Genomic DNA, 16,723 nt, shown 5'->3' with positions numbered 1-16,723 from the left:
CGGGCCCCCCCTGACGGCGTACGCGCATGCACGAGGCTGGCCGATCCCGATCGGCGGAAGCCAGAGCATCATCGACGCCATGGTCGACGACCTCGTCGCGCATGGCGGAGAACTCGTCACCGATCATGAAGTGACGTCTCTCGACGAGCTGCCCGCGTCACGCGTGACGTTGCTCGACGTCACTCCGCGCGCGCTGAGCAGGATCGCGGGCGAGCGGATGCCAGAGCGCTACCGCCGTGCGCTCGGTCGCTTCCGCTACGGCAACGCGGTGGCGAAAGTGGACTTCGCGCTCTCAGCGCCGGTGCCGTGGTCGCATCCCGAGCTCGGTCGCGCAGGCACCCTCCACCTCGGTGGCACGAGGGCCGAGATCGCGGCAGCGGAGAACGCCGTCGCACACGGCACACTCTCGGATTCTCCCTACGTGCTCGTCTCGCAGCCATCGCTGTTCGATGACACGAGGGCGCCCAGCGGCCAGCACACGCTCTGGACGTACACGCATGTGCCGGCATCATCGCGTGAGGACAGGTCGGAGGCGGTCATCCGCCAGATCGAGCGCTTCGCACCCGGCTTCCGGGACACGATCATCGGGATGTCGTCGCGCACCGCTATGGATGTGGAGCGGCACAATCCCAACTACCCCCGCGGCGACATCTCCGCAGGTACACCGGATCTGGCGCAGCTGCTGCGGCGCCCCGTGCTCAGCCCCGATCCGTGGCGCACCCCCATGGAGGGCGTCTACCTGTGCGGCGCATCCACGACGCCAGGGCCCGGAGTGCACGGGCTGGCGGGATGGCACGCAGCGCTGAGCGCGCTGCGGAACGAGTTCGGCACGCGGACTCTGCCGGATCTGTCGCCGCGTCGCTCTCCTGTCGGAGAATGAACTCATGAAGCAGACCGGTTCGAACGTCGCCGCCCTCATCGCCGCAGCGGCGCCCGCCATCCGGCGTAGGGATGCCGAGAGCCTGACGGCCTTGATGCAGGAGGTCTCTGGCCGCGAACCCGCCGCGTGGGGAACCATCATCGGCTTCGGCTCGTGCCACTACCGCTACCCGACTGGCACCGAGGGCGACATGCCGATCCTCGCCTTCGCGCCGCGCAAGGCTGCGACCACGATCTATCTCGACGACACCGCGCGGCATGCGGATGCGCTCTCCGCGCTCGGCCCGCACACACTCGGCAAGGGATGCCTGTATATCAAGGACCTCGAGAAGGTCGACATCGGCGTGCTCCGCGGCATCCTCGAGAGCACTCTCGCGTGGACCGAAGCCGGTGGCGACGAATACGCCCGCATCACGGTCACTGTCTGACACTACCTTGCGCCCCGAGACCCCGTCGGGTTGCACGAATGCCCAGAACGATCGCAAGCACCCCCAGTGATGCCATGCCCACGCCCGGCACCTCGTAGAGAACCCTGCTGGCAATGTCAGAAGCTTCGTTTCGAGCGAAGAACAGAATGCTTGCCGCGCTTGAGAGTGCCGACAGCGCGGTCACCCAAGCCGGCGCCCAACTCCACGGCTGAGGCAACGCATCCGCGAAGCCGATCAGGAGCACGGCGACGACGGTGACTAGGGCTACTGCAGCGAAGTACGGGAACATCACGCTCCCCCACGCGTCCTCCTCCGCATGCGGATTGCTCGGATCGTGAAGGACGAGGCCACTCAGATAGCTCGCAACGGGCGGACTCGCGAGCAGAACCTGCCCTGCCGCGACGCTCGTGGCGAGCGGCCGACGCCCGGTGATGCTTCCAGCCCGACCGAGGCCTATCACCAGCACCAATGCACCTGCGGCCCACAGCACATCTTTTGCATAGTGAAATTCTGCGAACTGGAACCGCGCGACGAAGCCAACCAACGCTGCGAGCAGCACCATGATCCCGCCAGCCACCCACGTGCGTTGACGGGCCCGCGCATCCCGGTCCGCGGTGACGTCGGTCATCGCCTCGCGTCAGCGCCGTACCGCGCGACGATCTCGTCTGTGAGCGCCGGCCAGATTCGCTTGTGCTCTTCGCCGAAAGCCACACCCGAAAGGAAGGCTGCGGCAAGATCGCGAGAGCGGTCGACGAGGAAGAAGCTGCCCTGCCCGCCGAAGTGTCCCGCTGTCTCGGGTGGGAACGAGTCGCCGAGCCAGTGCGGGCTCTTCGCACCCTTGAGCTCGAACCCCAGACCCCACTGATTGTCGTCGAAAGACCCGTAGCCGGGCACGACTCCCTTCAGCCCATCCCTCGACACCGTGAGCGCGAGATCGCGCAGGGGTGTGGGGATCAGTGTCGGCCGCAGCACCTCTCGACCGAAGATCAGCAGGTCTTCGATCGAGGCTCGGTATTCGGCCGAAGGGCGGCCGGTCACGTCGATCTCCGTCATACCGAGCGGCTCGGTGACCTCGCGAGTCATCCAGTCGGCGAAGTCCATCTCCACAGCCGCAGCGACGTGCGCACCGAGAGCGTCGAACCCTGCATTCGAGTAGATGCGGCGTGTCCCAGGAGATGCCTGGGTTCGGTCGCCTTCGAACGGCAGTCCACTGGTGTGATCGAGCAGGTTGAGCAGGGTCGACCCTCCGGGACCTGCGGGTTCGTCGAGGTCGACGAACCCGCGTTCGACCGCGATCAAGACACCCCAAGCGGAGAGCGGTTTGCTCACTGATGCGAGCGCGAGTGCGGTGCGCGGATCGCCCTGCACGGCAATGGTCCGTGCAGACCCGGTCACCCCGACCAGAGCGGTATGCGGGAAACCCTCGGTCGCGGCGAACTTCGTCGTTTCCACGGCTCAGACCTCACGCGCCCTTGAGGCGCTCAGCCAGGTACTCGTGGAGCTTCTCGACGGGGATGCGCTCCTGCGCCATCGTGTCGCGATCGCGCACGGTGACGGCGTGGTCATCGAGAGAGTCGAAGTCGACCGTCACGCAGAACGGCGTGCCGATCTCGTCCTGACGGCGGTAGCGCCGACCGATCGCGCCGGCGTCGTCGAAGTCGATGGCCCAGCGTCCACGCAGCGAGTCGGCGACCTCGCGCGCGAGCGGCGAGAGCTTCTCGTTGCGCGACAGCGGAAGGACCGCGACCTTGACCGGCGCCAGACGCGGGTCGAGCTTGAGCACCGTGCGGGTGTCGGTGCCGCCCTTCGCGTTCGGCACCTCCTCCTCGACGTACGAGTCGACCAGGAACGCCATCATCGAGCGGGTGAGTCCGAACGACGGCTCGATGACGTACGGGGTGTAGCGCTCACCGGATGCCTGGTCGAAGTAGGACAGGCTCTGGCCGGACGCCTCCGAGTGGCTCGAGAGGTCGTAGTCGGTACGGTTGGCGACGCCCATGAGCTCGCCCCACTCCTTGCCGGGGAAGCCGAAGCGGTACTCGAAGTCGATCGTTCCGGCGGAGTAGTGCGCCCGCTCGTCCTCGGGAACATCGAAGCGGCGCATGTTGGCCGTGTCGATGCCGAGGTCCTCGAACCACGCCCAGCACGCCTCGACCCAGTGCTCGAACCACTCCTGCGCCTCTGCGGGCGGCACGAAGTACTCGATCTCCATCTGCTCGAACTCGCGCGTGCGGAAGATGAAGTTTCCCGGCGTGATCTCATTGCGGAAGGCCTTGCCGACCTGGCCGATGCCGAACGGCGGCTTCTTACGGCTCGCCGTGAGCACGTTCGCGAAGTTCACGAAGATGCCCTGTGCCGTCTCCGGACGCAGGTAGAACAGTCCGGACTCGTCGTCGACGACACCGAGGTAGGTCTTGACCAGGCCCGAGAACGCCTTCGGCTCGGTGTACTGCCCCTTGTTGCCGCAGTTCGGGCACGGCACGTCGGCGAGGCCGTTCTCGGCCTTGCGTCCCTTGCGCGCCTCGAAGTCCTCGACGAGGGTGTCGGCGCGGAAGCGCTTGTGGCAGCTGAGGCACTCGACCAGCGGGTCGGTGAAGGTCGCCACGTGGCCGGAGGCCTCCCAGACGCGCTTCGGGAGGATGATCGAGGAGTCGAGGCCCACCATGTCGCCGCGTCCGCGCACGAAGGTCTGCCACCACTGACGACGGATGTTCTCCTTCAGCTCCGTGCCGAGGGGACCGTAGTCCCACGCGGAACGCGAACCGCCGTAGATCTCACCCGCTTGGAACACGAACCCGCGGTGGCGGGCGAGGCTGATGACCTTGTCTAGACGGGACTGTTCGGCCACGGTGGCTCCAATGGTCGGGAGAGATTCGGATGCTGCGCGCGGACATGCCGCGGCGTCATCCATCCTATCCGCGCCGGCGCGCCCGATTCAGCCCTCGGCCGAGGCAGCCGCAGCAGCCGCGCGCACGAGCCACGCCGGTGTCTTGCCAGGGCGCGCGAAGGGTACGAGCTGCCCGGCGGCGCTCTCTGCCACGAGCTGCTCGGCGCGCGCGATGCGGGTGGCCGGACGCTTGGCTGTCGCGATCCAGTGGCGCACCGCCTTGCGGTACCCAGGGGCTGCGGCGTCGAGGAACGCCTGCGCAGCGACCGAGGAGTCGAGCACGGCCTGCACCTCGGGCTCGAGCTCTGCGGCGTCGTTCTCATGGGAATACGTCCCGGTGCGGTCTGCGCTGCGGGCCTCGAACGCGGCCAGGCCGGCTGGCGCCATCTTCCCCTCGGCCACGAGGCGCTCGACGTGGGTCACATTGACCTTCGACCAGGTGCTGCCCGCTTTCCGCGGCGTCCACCGCTGACGCCGCCGGTCATCGTCGATGGGCTGCGACACCGAGTCGATCCATCCGAAGCACAGAGCCTCCGGCACGGCATCCGCCCACGTCAGACCACGATCGGCGACGTGCGCCTTGCGCACCTCCATCCACAACTCCGATTCGGAGGCGTGATGCCGTTCGAGCCAGGTGCGGAACTCCGCCGCGTCGCGGAAGTACACCGCGGGCTTCTCCGCCGAACCGCCCACCTGCCCCACCTCATCGCCCATGGGACCAGGATGCCACGAGCATCCGACACCGGCTCAGCGGTGAGGGAAGGCCTCTCCCCCGCCCGCGGCGAGCGCCTCGGCGACGATGCGTGCGTGCTCGTCTGCCATCTCCTGCGGCAGCGGCGGGAGGACGTCGTCCCAGAAGGCGAGTGCGGCGCCGCGTCCCTGCATCATGCCGGCCGGGCGAGCGAGTGCCCACATGTGCAGATGCGCTGAGCCGTCATTCCATCGCGAGAAGTGGCAACGCGCGACACCCGGGATGCTCTTGACCGCCTCCGAGATCCGCTGCATCAGCGGCCCGAGTGCGGCGAGCACCTCGACCGGTGCGTCCTCGAGCAGCCAGTGATCGCGCGGCGAGACCCACGCCATGAAAGGCAGGCCGCTCAGCTCGGATCTCATACCCACCTGCCACAGATCGTCGTGCCAGATCGTGCTCGCGGAGGGCTCGCACGCACCGCACTGCGATGGATCCGCCTCACCGCCGCGCGGCTTCTCCGGCACCAGCATCGGCTCGAGCGGCCGCATGGCGATCTCGTCGAAGGCCCATGGCAGGCCGTCAGTCAGCGTCGACGCATCCAGTCGCTCGCCGATCGGCAGTCGGGAATGGAACGGTGACTGCGCTGGTACCTGCTCGACGTCGCTCATGCACCCATCGAACCATGTCGGTGGCCGGTGCCGCGCCGGAGGTACCGGACACCGAGGAGGAGGGCCCCGCTCACTCGGTGAACAGGTACCCCTGCTTCACGTCGAAACCGGCGACACGCAGGCCCCGCCCGAGCATCTGCTCCATCTCGCCGCGCAGCCGCAGGCGCCACTCGTGCGCGGCGTCGGGGTCGGACACCCGCATCGCCTCGACGTCAGAGGGGATCTCGAGCGTCGCCACGACGGTCTCCGCCGCAGGATGCTTGGCGATGTCGGCGAGCGCCCACTCGACGTCGAGACGGTCGCTCTCGTCGCCGGCGTCACCACCGCCGAAGATGCCGTAGTTGTTCACCGAATAACCGGTGACCCGCGCGCCCAGCACGGTGAGGAAGAAGTGCGCGTTGCGTGCGACGAGCGGATCGAAGGTCCACGTGATCCGCCCGACTTCGCGCGAGAACGCCCACTGGCGCTGATGCTCCTTGAGCTCGCGCCCCCACCCGCGTCCGCGGTACTCGGGAATCAGCGCGGTGATGTGGGAATGCATCGTGCGCTGACCGGGAACGCCGAAGAAGGCGACGGAAGCCCCGACCATGCGCTCCGATCCGTCCTCGTCGTCGAACAGCCCGACGACGTAGTTGCCGGATTGCTGCAGCGCACGCAGCGTGCCCGCATCGATGACGCGCTCCGGCCCGCGGATGGAATCGAGCAGGCTCTGCGCGTCGATGATGAGTTCAACGGTGTCCAGGTCACGTATGGTTCGCACGCACCCAGTCTGCCCCTCCTCGGCCCCGATCCGGAAACGACAGGGCGGATGCTCTCACTTGAGCAGCCGCGACTCCATACGGGTGACGACGTCTTCGGCGCTGGTGAACATCAGCAGCGAGCTCGGCGCTCCGTGCTCCAGTGCGAGCACGCCGATGCTGTCTCCGAGTTCGACGATCTCGAACTCGTAGTCGCGCGCAAGCCGGTGGAACTGCGACGCCTGCGAGGCCACCCGCTCCGCACCTCTCACGATCTGCACGCCGTCCGGCCCGCGGTCGACGCGGAACTCCACGTCGGGGTGCAGCACGCCCACCAGGCGCGTGAAGTCGCCGCTGCGGGCGGCGGCGAGGAACGCGTCGACGACGGCCCGCTGCTGCTCCCGCGTCGCGCGGGGCTGCGGCGAAGACGGATCAGCGCCGCGAACGCGGTCGCGCGCACGGCTGGCGAGCTTGCGCGCGGCCTGCGGCGTGCGCGCGACGATCTCGGCGATGTCCTCGAACCGCAGACCGAAGACGTCGTGCAGCACGTACGCCAGTCTTTCGTCGGGCGTGAGCTGCTCGAGCACCAGCATGAGCGCGTACCCGACCCGATCCGCCTGCTCGACGAGAGCGGCGGGTCCGTGCTCGTCCGGCAGCGCCTCGACGTCGGGCAGCGCGTCGAGGGGATCCTCCTGCCTCCGCGTGCGCGAGCGCAGCTGGTCGAGACAGATCCGGCTCACGACGCGCGTGAGCCACGCACGCGTGTCGTCGATCGCCCCTTCGGCCCGTTCGAGCCGGAACCACGATTCCTGAACGGCGTCCTCCGCGTCGGCGTGCGAGCCGAGCATCCGGTAGGCGACGGCGGTCAGGTATCGCCGATGAGCATCGAACTCGACCGCGAGCGCAGTGCTGTCCATCATGATTCCTCTCGTGCCCTGCGCAGGTTACCGCGCGGGCAGCGGCGACGGTGCGAAGGTCCGTGAGAAAAGATCCGACGGATCGTAGGCGTCCTTGAGGGCCGCCAACCGCCGCCGCGTGGATTGCGGGTAGACGGATGCCACGGCATCCGCCGACGTGCCGTCCAACGAGTTCGCGTATGCGCCGAGCGTGAGCGGCTGCAGCACCTGCCAGACGTCGTCCATGCGGATACGCAGCCCCTCGTAGGCGGCGTCGGGGGCCGCCGCGAAAGTGCTCACCATCAACTCCGCACCGCGATGGGCGAACGCCGTGGCCCCGGCCGAGACCTCCCCGTACGCTCCACCGAGGCTGTGCAGCACGATGGATGCCGGCTGGTCGGACGCGGCGATGCGCGCCACCGCCTCGGCCGCCGCATCCGCGGAATCGGACGCGACGAAACCGCTCCGAAGCGCGACCCGCAGTCCCTCCGGGAGCTCGTTCCCCTCGTGCAGCAGCTCTGCATACGGCAGCTGCCCGACGTCCTGCGTCAACGGGGCGGCCGACGCCCCCACCGCCGCCAGAGCGTCGTCCAGCGCCCCTGCGTCGCAACGCACGAACGTCAGCTCGATGGGCGCGTCCACGCCACCGGCGAACGGGTTCGAGAGCACCATGGTCGAGCTGATCTCCTGGGGAGCGGTGCGCATGTAACGCGTCCAGGCCGGCACGACCCGCGCAGCCTGATCAGCGGGAAACGTGAGCGACGCCCTGGTGAACAGCCGAGCGGGCTGCGCCTCGAACTCGAACGCGGTCACGATGCCGAACGCCCCACCGCCGCCGCGCAGCGCCCAGAACAACTCGGCGTGCTCATCCTCATCCACGCGGAGCACCGCACCGTCGGCCGTGACCAGTTCGACTGCCCGAAGATGATCGAGCGTGAGTCCATGCCGCCGCACGAGCCAGCCGATGCCGCCGGACAGAGGCAGTCCCCCGACACCCACATCCGCCGTGTCACCGGAGGAGATCACGAGTGCGTGCGGGGTCAGCGCGTCCACCACCTGACGCCATACGGCGCCCCCGCCGACACGCACCCTGCGTCCGTCGAGGACGCCGACGGTGCCGAGTTCTGCGAGATCGATGACGATGCCCCCGTCGACGGTGCTGAGCCCCGCGGCGGAATGGCCTCCTCCGCGCACCGCGACGGGAAGATCGGATGCCGCGGCGAAGCGCACGGCACGCTGCACGTCCTCGACGTCGATGGGACGGAGGATGAGCGCAGGTTCGGCGAAGGCGAGCGCGGTTCGCGCCGCCGTCCGGTAATCGGGCGAGCCAGGGGTGATGATCTCGCCGGTGAAGCTCTCGAGCTCGTCGCGGGTGGGTGCAGGCATGGTGTCTCCTTCAGTTGTCCGCGGATGCGGTTCATGAAGGAGACGACAGCCGTCACGGAAGTGTGACCGATCCGCCGCACATCGTCGTTCAGGAGCCGACGAACTCCTCGGTCGGACCGAAGTCCGGGCTCTCCCGCACCTCGATGGTGGAGCCCAGCCCGTCGGTGTCGAGTACGACGATCTCGTTCGCACCGGCCCTCCAGAGCGGGGCCGGGGCGTACAGCGTCTGCTGCGGTCCGACCTTCCAGTAGCGACCGAGGAGGAATCCGTTGAGCCAGACCATGCCCTTGGTGCCGCCGGGGAACGCGAGCCACGCATCCGCCGGGATCTCGACGGCGATCGTCGCACGCGCGACACCATCGGGCAGACCATCGGGTGCCGCGCTCGGGGCGGGCCGCGCCGCCTCCGCATCCTCCGCGGAAGGTGACGCGTCGCGCGGAAGCGCACGGTGCGTCCAGCCGTGCACGTACCGGCGGCCGTTGATGCGCACCCCGTGCATGATGCCCTTGCCCTCGCCGGTGCGCGGACCGTAATTGATGCGTCCGAGGCTCTCGACCACGACCGTCAGCGTCGCCCGGCGCGCTCCGCCAGGCAGCGTCAGCGACAGCTGCCCGTCGCGTTCCAGCGTTCCGACGCGCTCGTCGTCGACGAAGACCGTGGCACGATCGTGCAGCGTGTCTATGTCGACCGTCGCATCCGCCGGCACGTCGATGTGCGCCTGATACGCCACGATGCCGTCCTCGACGCCGAGCTGCTCGAAGGTCTGCGGCATGGGAGTGGTCTCGCCCACCGCAGGCAGCGACCCGACGAACTCGCGCAAGGAGGCCACCGGATGCAACGGCGCCGCCTGCGCGGCCTGCACCGGTGCCGGTGCCGGACGCTGCGGCAGCTCGCCGTCGTGGAATGGCGCGAACGCCGCACGCAGCGCCTCGAACTTGGCGTTGAGCGATCCGTCCTCACCGATCGGCGCATCCGAGTCATAGCTCGTGATGGTCGGCTGCAGCGCGCCGTCATGGTTGGCGCCGTTCCACAGCCCGAAGTTCGTGCCGCCGTGGGCCATGTAGACGCTGACGGATCCACCGGCCGCGAGCAGCTCTTCGACCGTGCCGATCATGCTCTGCGCCGAACGCACGTGATGCTGCTCGCCCCAGTGATCGAACCACCCTCCCCACAGCTCGCTGCACATGAGGGCATCCTCCTGACGACGCAGCTCCTGTGCGGCGGCGACACCGGTGCCGAAGGTGAACGTCGGGAGGGCGCCTTCCACCGAGCCGTGCGCGACCATGTCGGCGGTGATGCCGTCAGCCGTCGTCAGCAGCTCCACGATGCCGCGTGAACGCAGCGCATCGCGCTGGTGCTCGAGATACGCGTGATCGCTGCCGAACGACCCGTACTCGTTCTCGACCTGCACGGCGACGACGGGCCCGCCGAACGCGGCCTGCAGCGGCACGATGCGCGGGATCAGCGCGTCGTACCAGCGATCGACGGCGGCAAGGTATTCCGAGTCGCTCGTACGTAGCGCATTCACCCGGCCGGTGAGCCAGGACGGCAGCCCGCCGTTCGACCATTCAGCGCAGATGTACGGGCTCGGGCGCAGGTAGACGTCGAGTCCCACCTCGCCGGCCAGACGGATGAAAGACTCCAGATCGCGCCAACCGTCGAAACGGGGTTCGCCCTCGGTGCGCTCATGGAAGTTCCAGGCCACGTAGGTGTCGACCGTGTTCGCCCCCATCGCAGCCAGGCGACGCAGGCGATCCTCCCACTGCCCGGGATGGACGCGGAAGTAGTGCAGTGCGCCCGCAAGGATCCGGTACGGCCGACCGTCTCGGATCAGCTACCCGTTCCGAGATGCGATCGCGGGAGCGACGTCCGGCGAGGACGAGGATGCGTGGTTCAAGAGGACTCCTGCGTGACTCTCGCTCCGACCCTGCGGAGTGCGGACGGATGCGTGTCGTGCGCAGCCGCGCATGACTCTACCGGACGGCCTCGATGTCGCTCCGACGCGCCCTGCACTTCCTGACACCGGTAGCCTGGCGGAGTGGGAGATCGAGACGACAGAGCCAGGAAACGCCTCTCCCGCACTCCCAATCGAGGCCTCACTGTCGCGGTGCTCGCGTTCGCCGGCCTCTGCGCGTCGTTCATGTTCACGCTGGTCGTGCCGCTGCAGGCCGAACTGCCCACACTGCTGAACGCGTCACGCGAGGACACCACCTGGGTCGTCACGATCACGTTGCTGGTCGCCGCCATCGCGACCCCGATCTCCGGTCGCCTCGGCGACATGTACGGCAAGCGCCGCGTCATCGTGGTGCTGCTGGCGGCACTCATCGTCGGCTCGGTGATCGCCGCGCTCTCCGGGTCCATCGTCGGCGTGATCATCGGCCGTGCACTGCAGGGCGGCGTCACCGGCGTCATCCCGCTCGGCATCGCGATCATGCGAGACATCCTCCCGACGAACCGGCTCGGCACCGCCGTCGCACTCATGAGCGCCACCATGGGCGTCGGCGGAGCGCTCGGGATGCCGTTGGCCGCCTATCTGGCGATCAACGCCGACTGGCATTCGCTGTTCTGGCTCGCGGCCGGTCTCGGCATCACAGGACTCATCCTCGTGCTGTTCCTCGTTCCAGAGGACGTGCTGCTCTCCCCCGGTCGCCTCGACGTGCCAGGTGCGATCGGCCTCGCGATCGGGCTGACCGGGCTGCTCCTGTACGTGTCGCGCGGCGCGCAGTGGGGGTGGACGTCGCCCATCGGACTCGCACTTCTCATCGGCGGTGTGCTCGTGCTGCTGGTGTGGGGCTGGTATCAGCTCCGCACGAAGGATCCGCTGCTGGATCTGCGCGTCGCCGCTCGCCCCGCCGTGCTGTTCACGAACATCGCCGCGATCGGCATGGGATTCGCGCTGTTCGGATCGAACGTCACGTTCCCTCAGATGCTCGAACTCCCCGTGGAGACGGGGTCCGGCTTCGGGCTCGACATGATCACCGCCGCGTTCATCGTGATGCCAGCCGGACTGGTGATGATGGTGATCTCCCCGCTCTCCGGATGGCTCGAGCGCACGGTGGGTCCGCGGCCGCTGTTCACCGTCGGCGCGTCGGCGATCGTGCTCGCCTACGTCTACGTGCTGATCTGGTCGACCGAATGGTGGAACATCCTCGTCGCCAACGCGATCATCGGCGTCGGCATCGGCTTCACGTTCGCCGCCATGCCGATGATCATCATGCGCGCGGTGCCCGCGAACGAGACGGGCGCATCGAACGGGCTGAACGCCCTGTTCCGCTCAGTGGGCACCTCGAGCGCCTCCGCCGTCATGGGCGCGGTCCTGGCCGCCATGAGCGTGGAGATCGACGGCGTCGCCGTGCCCACGCGGGAGGCGTTCAACGTCTGCTACTGGCTCGCCATCGTCGCCGCCATCATCGCCGTGGTGCTGTCGCTGTTCATCCCGAAGAGCCGTGCGATCGAACCGCACCCGTCACTGCCGAGCTGAGCACGCCGTCGGACGCGGTCAGAGCGTGAAGCCGTCCGGATCACCCGTCCGCGGTGCGCGCAGCCGATCGGGAACCGGCCACGGCAGAACGAACTGCTCGGCGGCCGTGCGGCTCATGTCGCCGTAGTCGTCGACCTTCACGACGATGCGCCCTGGGGTGCCCTGGCGATCCGGAGTCACCTCGACCATGCGCACTCGGAGCGGACGCTCGGCTTCGCCCTCGAGCATCCACGGATCGGCGAGCCACGAGAGACCGTGCTCCTCCAGCGCGGTCTCGGCATCGAGCCATTCGATGGGATCCGAGATCGCACGACCGAGCACATCCACCGCCACCCAGTCGTCGCCTGCCGGGTGGATCCATCCGAGCAGCTCGCCGTCGTCACGGCGATGCGGGGTCCAGTCGTCCATCCGACGAGGGTACCCGGGCAGAATGGGAGCATGGTCGCACCCCTTCCTCGCATGACGCAGGAGCAGTCCAGGGCCTGGCTCGCGCTGATCAGTACGGCCGAACTCCTTCCGGCAGCCCTCGACGCTCAGTTGCAGCGCGACGCCGACCTCACCCATTACGAGTTCATCCTGCTCAGCACGCTTCGACATGGGGGTGCCATGCGCCTGAGCGACCTGGCCACGGCGACCAACGCGACTCTCCCCCGCTGCTCGAAGGTCGTCAGCAGACTCGAGCAGAGGGGCCTGCTGGAGCGGGAGGAGAGCGCGACCGATCGACGCAGCGTGCTGCTGAATCTCAGCCGACAAGGCCGCCGCCGGCTGGTGCTCGCCGCACCCGACCACTTCGCCACGGTGCACCGGCTCGTGCTCGATCACCTCACACCCGAGCAGCTCGACGCTCTCGCGGACGCTCTCGAGCCCGTCGTGCAGGCCCTCGATCCCCAGCACAGATTCGGCCCCTTCTGACCGATACCGGGCTTGATGCCCGCGACTTCAGTGCGCGTACTCCATCAGCTCGAGCCCGAGCACGCGGAACGCGTCATGCACGCGGAGCCGGTGAGTGATCGACAGGTCGTCGAAGCACACGATCATCGCATACGCGATCCCCGCCCGCGGACCGGCGAGCACGCCGGCCTCCGCGCGTACGCCGCGCTCCCGCCCCGTCTTGTTGATGAACAGCAGCCCGTGGGCGTCGTGGTCGTGGGAGAACGGATCCAGGCCCGTGGATGCCGCGACCAGGCTCAGGTCGTGGTTCAGGCTCAGCCACTCCGACACCTGCGCGCTGACGGCGACGTCGACCGCGGTCGAGTTCACCAGAGCGGAGAAGAGTCCGGCGAGTTCTCGCGTCGTGCCGACCGCGAGGTGCGGGGCGTCATCCGGCCCCCGTTCGTCGCGGAAGCGGTCGAGCAGCGCGGTGCGGGTGAGGCCGAGCGCGCCGAGACGCTCGTTGACCCGGTCGTCACCCACGTAGGCCAGGAGGGCATTGACCGCCAGCGGATCGCCCGCCGTCGCCGCCAGCACGGCGAGGTCGGCGAGCGGCAACGCGGGTGCCCTCAGATTGCGCCACACCCCCGCCGTCGTGACCTGGTCGGTCGAGGCGCGATCCACGATCTCCAACGGATCCAGCGTTCCGGTTTCGAAACCGGCGGCGACCTCGATCAGCAGCGGCACCACGCCGAGACCGGCGACCGGCATCGTGACGTGATCGTCGCCGGCCAGCACCTCCGCGCCGCTGTCGAGGTCTGTGACGTGGACGGACACCTGTGCGCCGGCATCCACCAGTTCCTCCAGCGCACGCAGCGTGGTCACGAAGGAGCGGCGTCCCACGGCGGCGCGGCGAGGAAGTCGTCGACGATTGCGCTGTGATCTGCGCAGCATCGCAGGCGGCGAAGGCTCGGGGGGAGTGCCCACGCATGTTCCTTCCCAGGAAGGTCTTCAGGGGACGCCGCCGGGAGCATGCCCCCCAGCAGCACTCGCTATCGTAACCCCGCCCGCTCCGTCCCTGTCACGAACGGCGGGCAAAGATCACCAGATCGTCACACGCTGTTCGCGGGGAAGGTGCAGCGCGTCCGTTTCCGTCACGTCGAACGCCTCGTAGAACGCATCGATGTTGCGCACGATCTGGTTGCAGCGGAACTCGTTCGGGGAGTGCGGATCGATCGTGAGCAGGCGGACGGTCTCGGCGTCGCGGCTCTTCTGCTGCCACACCTGTGCCCACGACAGCAGCAGCCGCTGCACGCCGGTGAGCCCGTCGATGACCGGCGCCTCCGCGCCGCCGAGCGAGAGCTCGTAGGCCTTCAGCGCGATGCCGAGACCGCCCAGGTCGCCGATGTTCTCACCGATCGTCAGAGCGCCGTTGACGTGATTCTCGGCGGGAAGCCCGACCGGCACCAGTGCGTCGTACTGGGCGATCAGTGCCTTCGTGCGCTCTTCGAAGGCTGAGCGGTCGGCATCCGTCCACCAGTCGTCGAGCTTGCCCGAGCCGTCGTAGCGGCTGCCCTGGTCGTCGAATCCGTGACCGATCTCGTGGCCGATCACGGCACCGATGCCGCCGTAGTTCGCTGCGGCGTCGCGGGAGGCGTCGAAGAACGGGTACTGCAGGATCGCCGCCGGGAACACGATCTCGTTCATCGAGGGGTTGTAGTAGGCGTTGACCATCTGAGGCGGCATGTGCCACTCGTTGCGGTCGATCGGCTTACCGACCTTGTCGATGTTGCGGTCGTGCTCGAAGATGTTCGCGCGGCGGACGTTGCCGAAGATGTCAGCGGGGTCGATCTCGAGAGTCGAGTAGTCGCGCCACACCTCGGGGTGGCCGATCTTCGGGGTGAACGCGTCGAGCTTGGCGAGCGCGCGCTCCCTGGTCTCCGGGCTCATCCATTCGAGCGTGGTGATGCTCTGACGGTAGGCCTCGATGAGGTTCGCGACGAGCTCGTCCATCGCGGCCTTCGCCGTCGGCGGGTAGTGGCGCTCGACGTAGACCTTGCCGATGGCCTCTCCGAGTGCGCCTTCGGTGACCGAGACGCCGCGCTTCCAGCGCTCACGGATCGTGGGGACGCCCGAGATCTCGGTGCCGTAGAACGAGAAGTTCTCCTGCACGAGGTCATCGGTGAGGTACGGGGCGGCGGCGTGCACGACGTGCGCGCGCAGCCACGACTTCCATTCGTCGAGGCGTTCCTCGACGAGCAGCGATCCGAGGCCCTCGAGTGCGCTCGGCTGCGATACGACGGCTTCGGTGAAGGCATCCGGGTTGGTGGGCACGACGGCATCCCGCCACGGCGTCAGGTCGACGCCGGTCAGCGCCTGCAGCTCGTCCCACGTCTTGAGGTTGTACGTGGCCACGGCGTCGCGGCTCGCCACGTTGTCCCAGTGATGCGAGGCGATCGCCTTCTCGAGCTCGAACGAGCGCTCCGCGTCGCCTGCGGCGTCCGCGATACCGGCGAGCGCGAGCAGGCGCTCGAGGTGGGCGCGGTAGGCGGTGCGGGTGGCTTCGAAGCTCTCTAGGCGGTAGTAGCTCTCGTCGGGGAGCGAGAGACCAGACTGCACGAGGATCGGCACGTAGCGCTCCGGGTCACCGGGGTCGCCGTCGATGTAGAGGCCGATCAGGTGCGCGCGACCGTCGCGCTCGTACGCGCCGATCGTCGCGAGGAAGGAGGGGATGCCGTCGATCAGGTCGATCTCGGCGAGGGTCTCCGCCAGCGGGGTGACGCCGGCTGCATCGATGCGAGCCGTGTCCATGAAGCTCGAGAACATGTCGCCGATCCTGCGCGCGAGGGTGCCGGCTTCCGCCGTCTGCGACTCCTCGATGATCGCACGCACGTCCTTCTCGGCCTGCTCGGCGAGCAGGTGGAACGAACCCCACCTGGCCTTGTCCCCCGGGATCTCCGTGCGCTCGAGCCACGAACCGTTCACATGGCGGTAGAGGTCGTCCTGCGGGCGGATCTCGGAGCTGAATTCTTCGGTGGCGAGGCCGGTGGGGAGAGCATCAGTCATGGTGTCCACCCTAAACGCGCTCTCGGACACGCGAGTCGTTCAGGCGGGATCGTCTTCGGCGGGGTCACGGGAAGACCAACCTTGCGGGTTCTGTGGGCGTCCTAACCCCGCTCCTTCTTCCGTCGGCCGAATCGGCGCCGCGGGGCTTCCTCCGCCGCGACGGGAGCGGGCCGCGCGGCCCTGCGCTCGCGCCATGACTCGATCTCGGCATCCACGTCACGCGTGCGGGTGACCACCGGCGGGCCGCCCTGCAGTTGCCTACGGGCCGAGATCACCCGCTTGTTGAAATCCTCGAGCACTTCGCGCACGTCGCTCTCGCGCGCGAGAAGGTCGAGGTTCGCGTCGAGCTCGCGATCCTCCACACGCAGCAGCAGCGCAGGAGGGCCGAGGCCGGTGAGGTTCTCGGTCTCGATCTTCCGCCGGATCCACCAGTCGGGATCGTGGTGCGTACCCAGCCCCTCGAGCGGTTTTCCCGCTCCGGGAAGATCGTCGAACTCGCCGCGGCGGATCGCCAACTGGATCGCCGTCTCGACGAACTCGTGCTGATTCTCGGCGGTGAGCTGCATCGGCGGGGCCTCCGCCTCGGCATCCGGTTCATCGCGCTGCTGCGCCCTGTATCGGGCTGCCGCGTCTCGAGGATCTGCCATCGTCCACCTCCGGATGCCGGTTACTCCAGCCTACGACGACGCGCTGCCGGGTCGCACGCCTGCGCCCCGCACCCCGCCGCCCCGGGC

The 16,723-nt window shown here is 68.3% G+C and carries 17 protein-coding genes; 4 read left to right on the top strand and 13 right to left on the bottom strand.

Annotation, left to right across the window (positions count from 1 at the left end):
• The coding region (locus ACNPNP_RS01580) for a phytoene desaturase family protein (protein ID WP_448964314.1) at positions 1 to 880 on the top strand (880 nt) is incomplete at its 5' end.
• Between the two features lie 4 nt (positions 881 to 884).
• On the top strand, positions 885 to 1,307 hold the full coding sequence (locus ACNPNP_RS01575) for a DUF1801 domain-containing protein (RefSeq protein WP_448964313.1): 423 nt from the start codon (positions 885 to 887) through the stop codon (positions 1,305 to 1,307).
• Here the strand turns inward: ACNPNP_RS01575 and ACNPNP_RS01570 are convergent.
• The 9 genes from ACNPNP_RS01570 to ACNPNP_RS01530 all read right to left on the bottom strand — a co-directional run bounded on the left by ACNPNP_RS01570 (position 1,297) and on the right by ACNPNP_RS01530 (position 10,403).
• Positions 1,297 to 1,935, bottom strand: a complete 639-nt coding sequence (locus ACNPNP_RS01570; protein ID WP_448964312.1) for a hypothetical protein — start codon at positions 1,933 to 1,935, stop codon at positions 1,297 to 1,299. The two genes, ACNPNP_RS01575 and ACNPNP_RS01570, sit on opposite strands and share 11 nt — an antisense overlap.
• A complete protein-coding gene (locus ACNPNP_RS01565) occupies positions 1,932 to 2,759 on the bottom strand; it encodes a serine hydrolase domain-containing protein (protein ID WP_448964311.1) in 828 nt (275 codons plus the stop codon). The genes ACNPNP_RS01570 and ACNPNP_RS01565 overlap by 4 nt, the downstream gene beginning before the upstream one ends.
• Positions 2,760 to 2,769: 10 nt before the next feature.
• Positions 2,770 to 4,155 (bottom strand): glycine--tRNA ligase, encoded by a 1,386-nt coding sequence (locus tag ACNPNP_RS01560; RefSeq protein ID WP_448964310.1) that lies wholly within the window; start codon positions 4,153 to 4,155, stop codon positions 2,770 to 2,772.
• A gap of 87 nt (positions 4,156 to 4,242) precedes the next feature.
• Positions 4,243 to 4,908, bottom strand: a complete 666-nt coding sequence (locus ACNPNP_RS01555) for a YdeI/OmpD-associated family protein (RefSeq protein ID WP_448964309.1) — start codon at positions 4,906 to 4,908, stop codon at positions 4,243 to 4,245.
• Positions 4,909 to 4,941: 33 nt separating this feature from the next.
• Positions 4,942 to 5,553: a hypothetical protein gene (locus tag ACNPNP_RS01550; RefSeq protein ID WP_448964308.1), complete on the bottom strand. Its 612-nt coding sequence runs from the start codon at positions 5,551 to 5,553 to the stop codon at positions 4,942 to 4,944.
• Between the two features lie 70 nt (positions 5,554 to 5,623).
• Positions 5,624 to 6,313 carry a GNAT family N-acetyltransferase gene (locus ACNPNP_RS01545; protein ID WP_448964307.1) on the bottom strand — a complete coding sequence of 230 codons (690 nt, stop codon included), beginning with the start codon at positions 6,311 to 6,313 and terminating at the stop codon, positions 5,624 to 5,626.
• A gap of 54 nt (positions 6,314 to 6,367) precedes the next feature.
• A complete protein-coding gene (locus ACNPNP_RS01540) occupies positions 6,368 to 7,210 on the bottom strand; it encodes a sigma-70 family RNA polymerase sigma factor (RefSeq protein ID WP_448964306.1) in 843 nt (280 codons plus the stop codon).
• Between the two features lie 24 nt (positions 7,211 to 7,234).
• Complete coding sequence (locus ACNPNP_RS01535) at positions 7,235 to 8,572, bottom strand: FAD-binding oxidoreductase (protein ID WP_448964305.1); 1,338 nt, start codon at positions 8,570 to 8,572, stop codon at positions 7,235 to 7,237.
• An 88-nt stretch (positions 8,573 to 8,660) separates the two neighbouring features.
• Positions 8,661 to 10,403 carry a glycoside hydrolase family 35 protein gene (locus tag ACNPNP_RS01530; protein ID WP_448964504.1) on the bottom strand — a complete coding sequence of 581 codons (1,743 nt, stop codon included), beginning with the start codon at positions 10,401 to 10,403 and terminating at the stop codon, positions 8,661 to 8,663.
• A 207-nt stretch (positions 10,404 to 10,610) separates the two neighbouring features.
• On the opposite strand from ACNPNP_RS01530, the gene ACNPNP_RS01525 reads away from it, so the two are divergent.
• Complete coding sequence (locus ACNPNP_RS01525; RefSeq protein WP_448964304.1) at positions 10,611 to 12,053, top strand: MFS transporter; 1,443 nt, start codon at positions 10,611 to 10,613, stop codon at positions 12,051 to 12,053.
• A gap of 18 nt (positions 12,054 to 12,071) precedes the next feature.
• Here ACNPNP_RS01525 and ACNPNP_RS01520 read toward each other — a convergent pair whose 3' ends face one another.
• The gene (locus tag ACNPNP_RS01520; protein ID WP_448964303.1) at positions 12,072 to 12,461 is read right to left on the bottom strand and encodes a hypothetical protein; all 390 of its coding nucleotides are present in this window, start codon (positions 12,459 to 12,461) and stop codon (positions 12,072 to 12,074) included.
• Between the two features lie 30 nt (positions 12,462 to 12,491).
• Here ACNPNP_RS01520 and ACNPNP_RS01515 point away from each other — a divergent pair, with 30 nt between their 5' ends.
• Complete coding sequence (locus ACNPNP_RS01515; RefSeq protein ID WP_448964302.1) at positions 12,492 to 12,965, top strand: MarR family winged helix-turn-helix transcriptional regulator; 474 nt, start codon at positions 12,492 to 12,494, stop codon at positions 12,963 to 12,965.
• A 27-nt stretch (positions 12,966 to 12,992) separates the two neighbouring features.
• Here ACNPNP_RS01515 and ACNPNP_RS01510 read toward each other — a convergent pair whose 3' ends face one another.
• From ACNPNP_RS01510 to ACNPNP_RS01500, 3 genes are all read right to left on the bottom strand, one after another.
• Entirely contained in the window at positions 12,993 to 13,877 is an 885-nt protein-coding gene (locus ACNPNP_RS01510; RefSeq protein ID WP_448964503.1) for a serine hydrolase, read from the bottom strand.
• A 147-nt stretch (positions 13,878 to 14,024) separates the two neighbouring features.
• The gene (locus tag ACNPNP_RS01505) at positions 14,025 to 15,989 is read right to left on the bottom strand and encodes a M13 family metallopeptidase (RefSeq protein ID WP_448964301.1); all 1,965 of its coding nucleotides are present in this window, start codon (positions 15,987 to 15,989) and stop codon (positions 14,025 to 14,027) included.
• A 101-nt stretch (positions 15,990 to 16,090) separates the two neighbouring features.
• Positions 16,091 to 16,636 (bottom strand): DnaJ family domain-containing protein, encoded by a 546-nt coding sequence (locus ACNPNP_RS01500; RefSeq protein WP_448964300.1) that lies wholly within the window; start codon positions 16,634 to 16,636, stop codon positions 16,091 to 16,093.
• Positions 16,637 to 16,723 lie beyond the last annotated feature (87 nt).

The organism is Microbacterium xerophyticum, from assembly GCF_053543555.1.
This window is presented reverse-complemented; position numbering and strand designations above follow the sequence as displayed.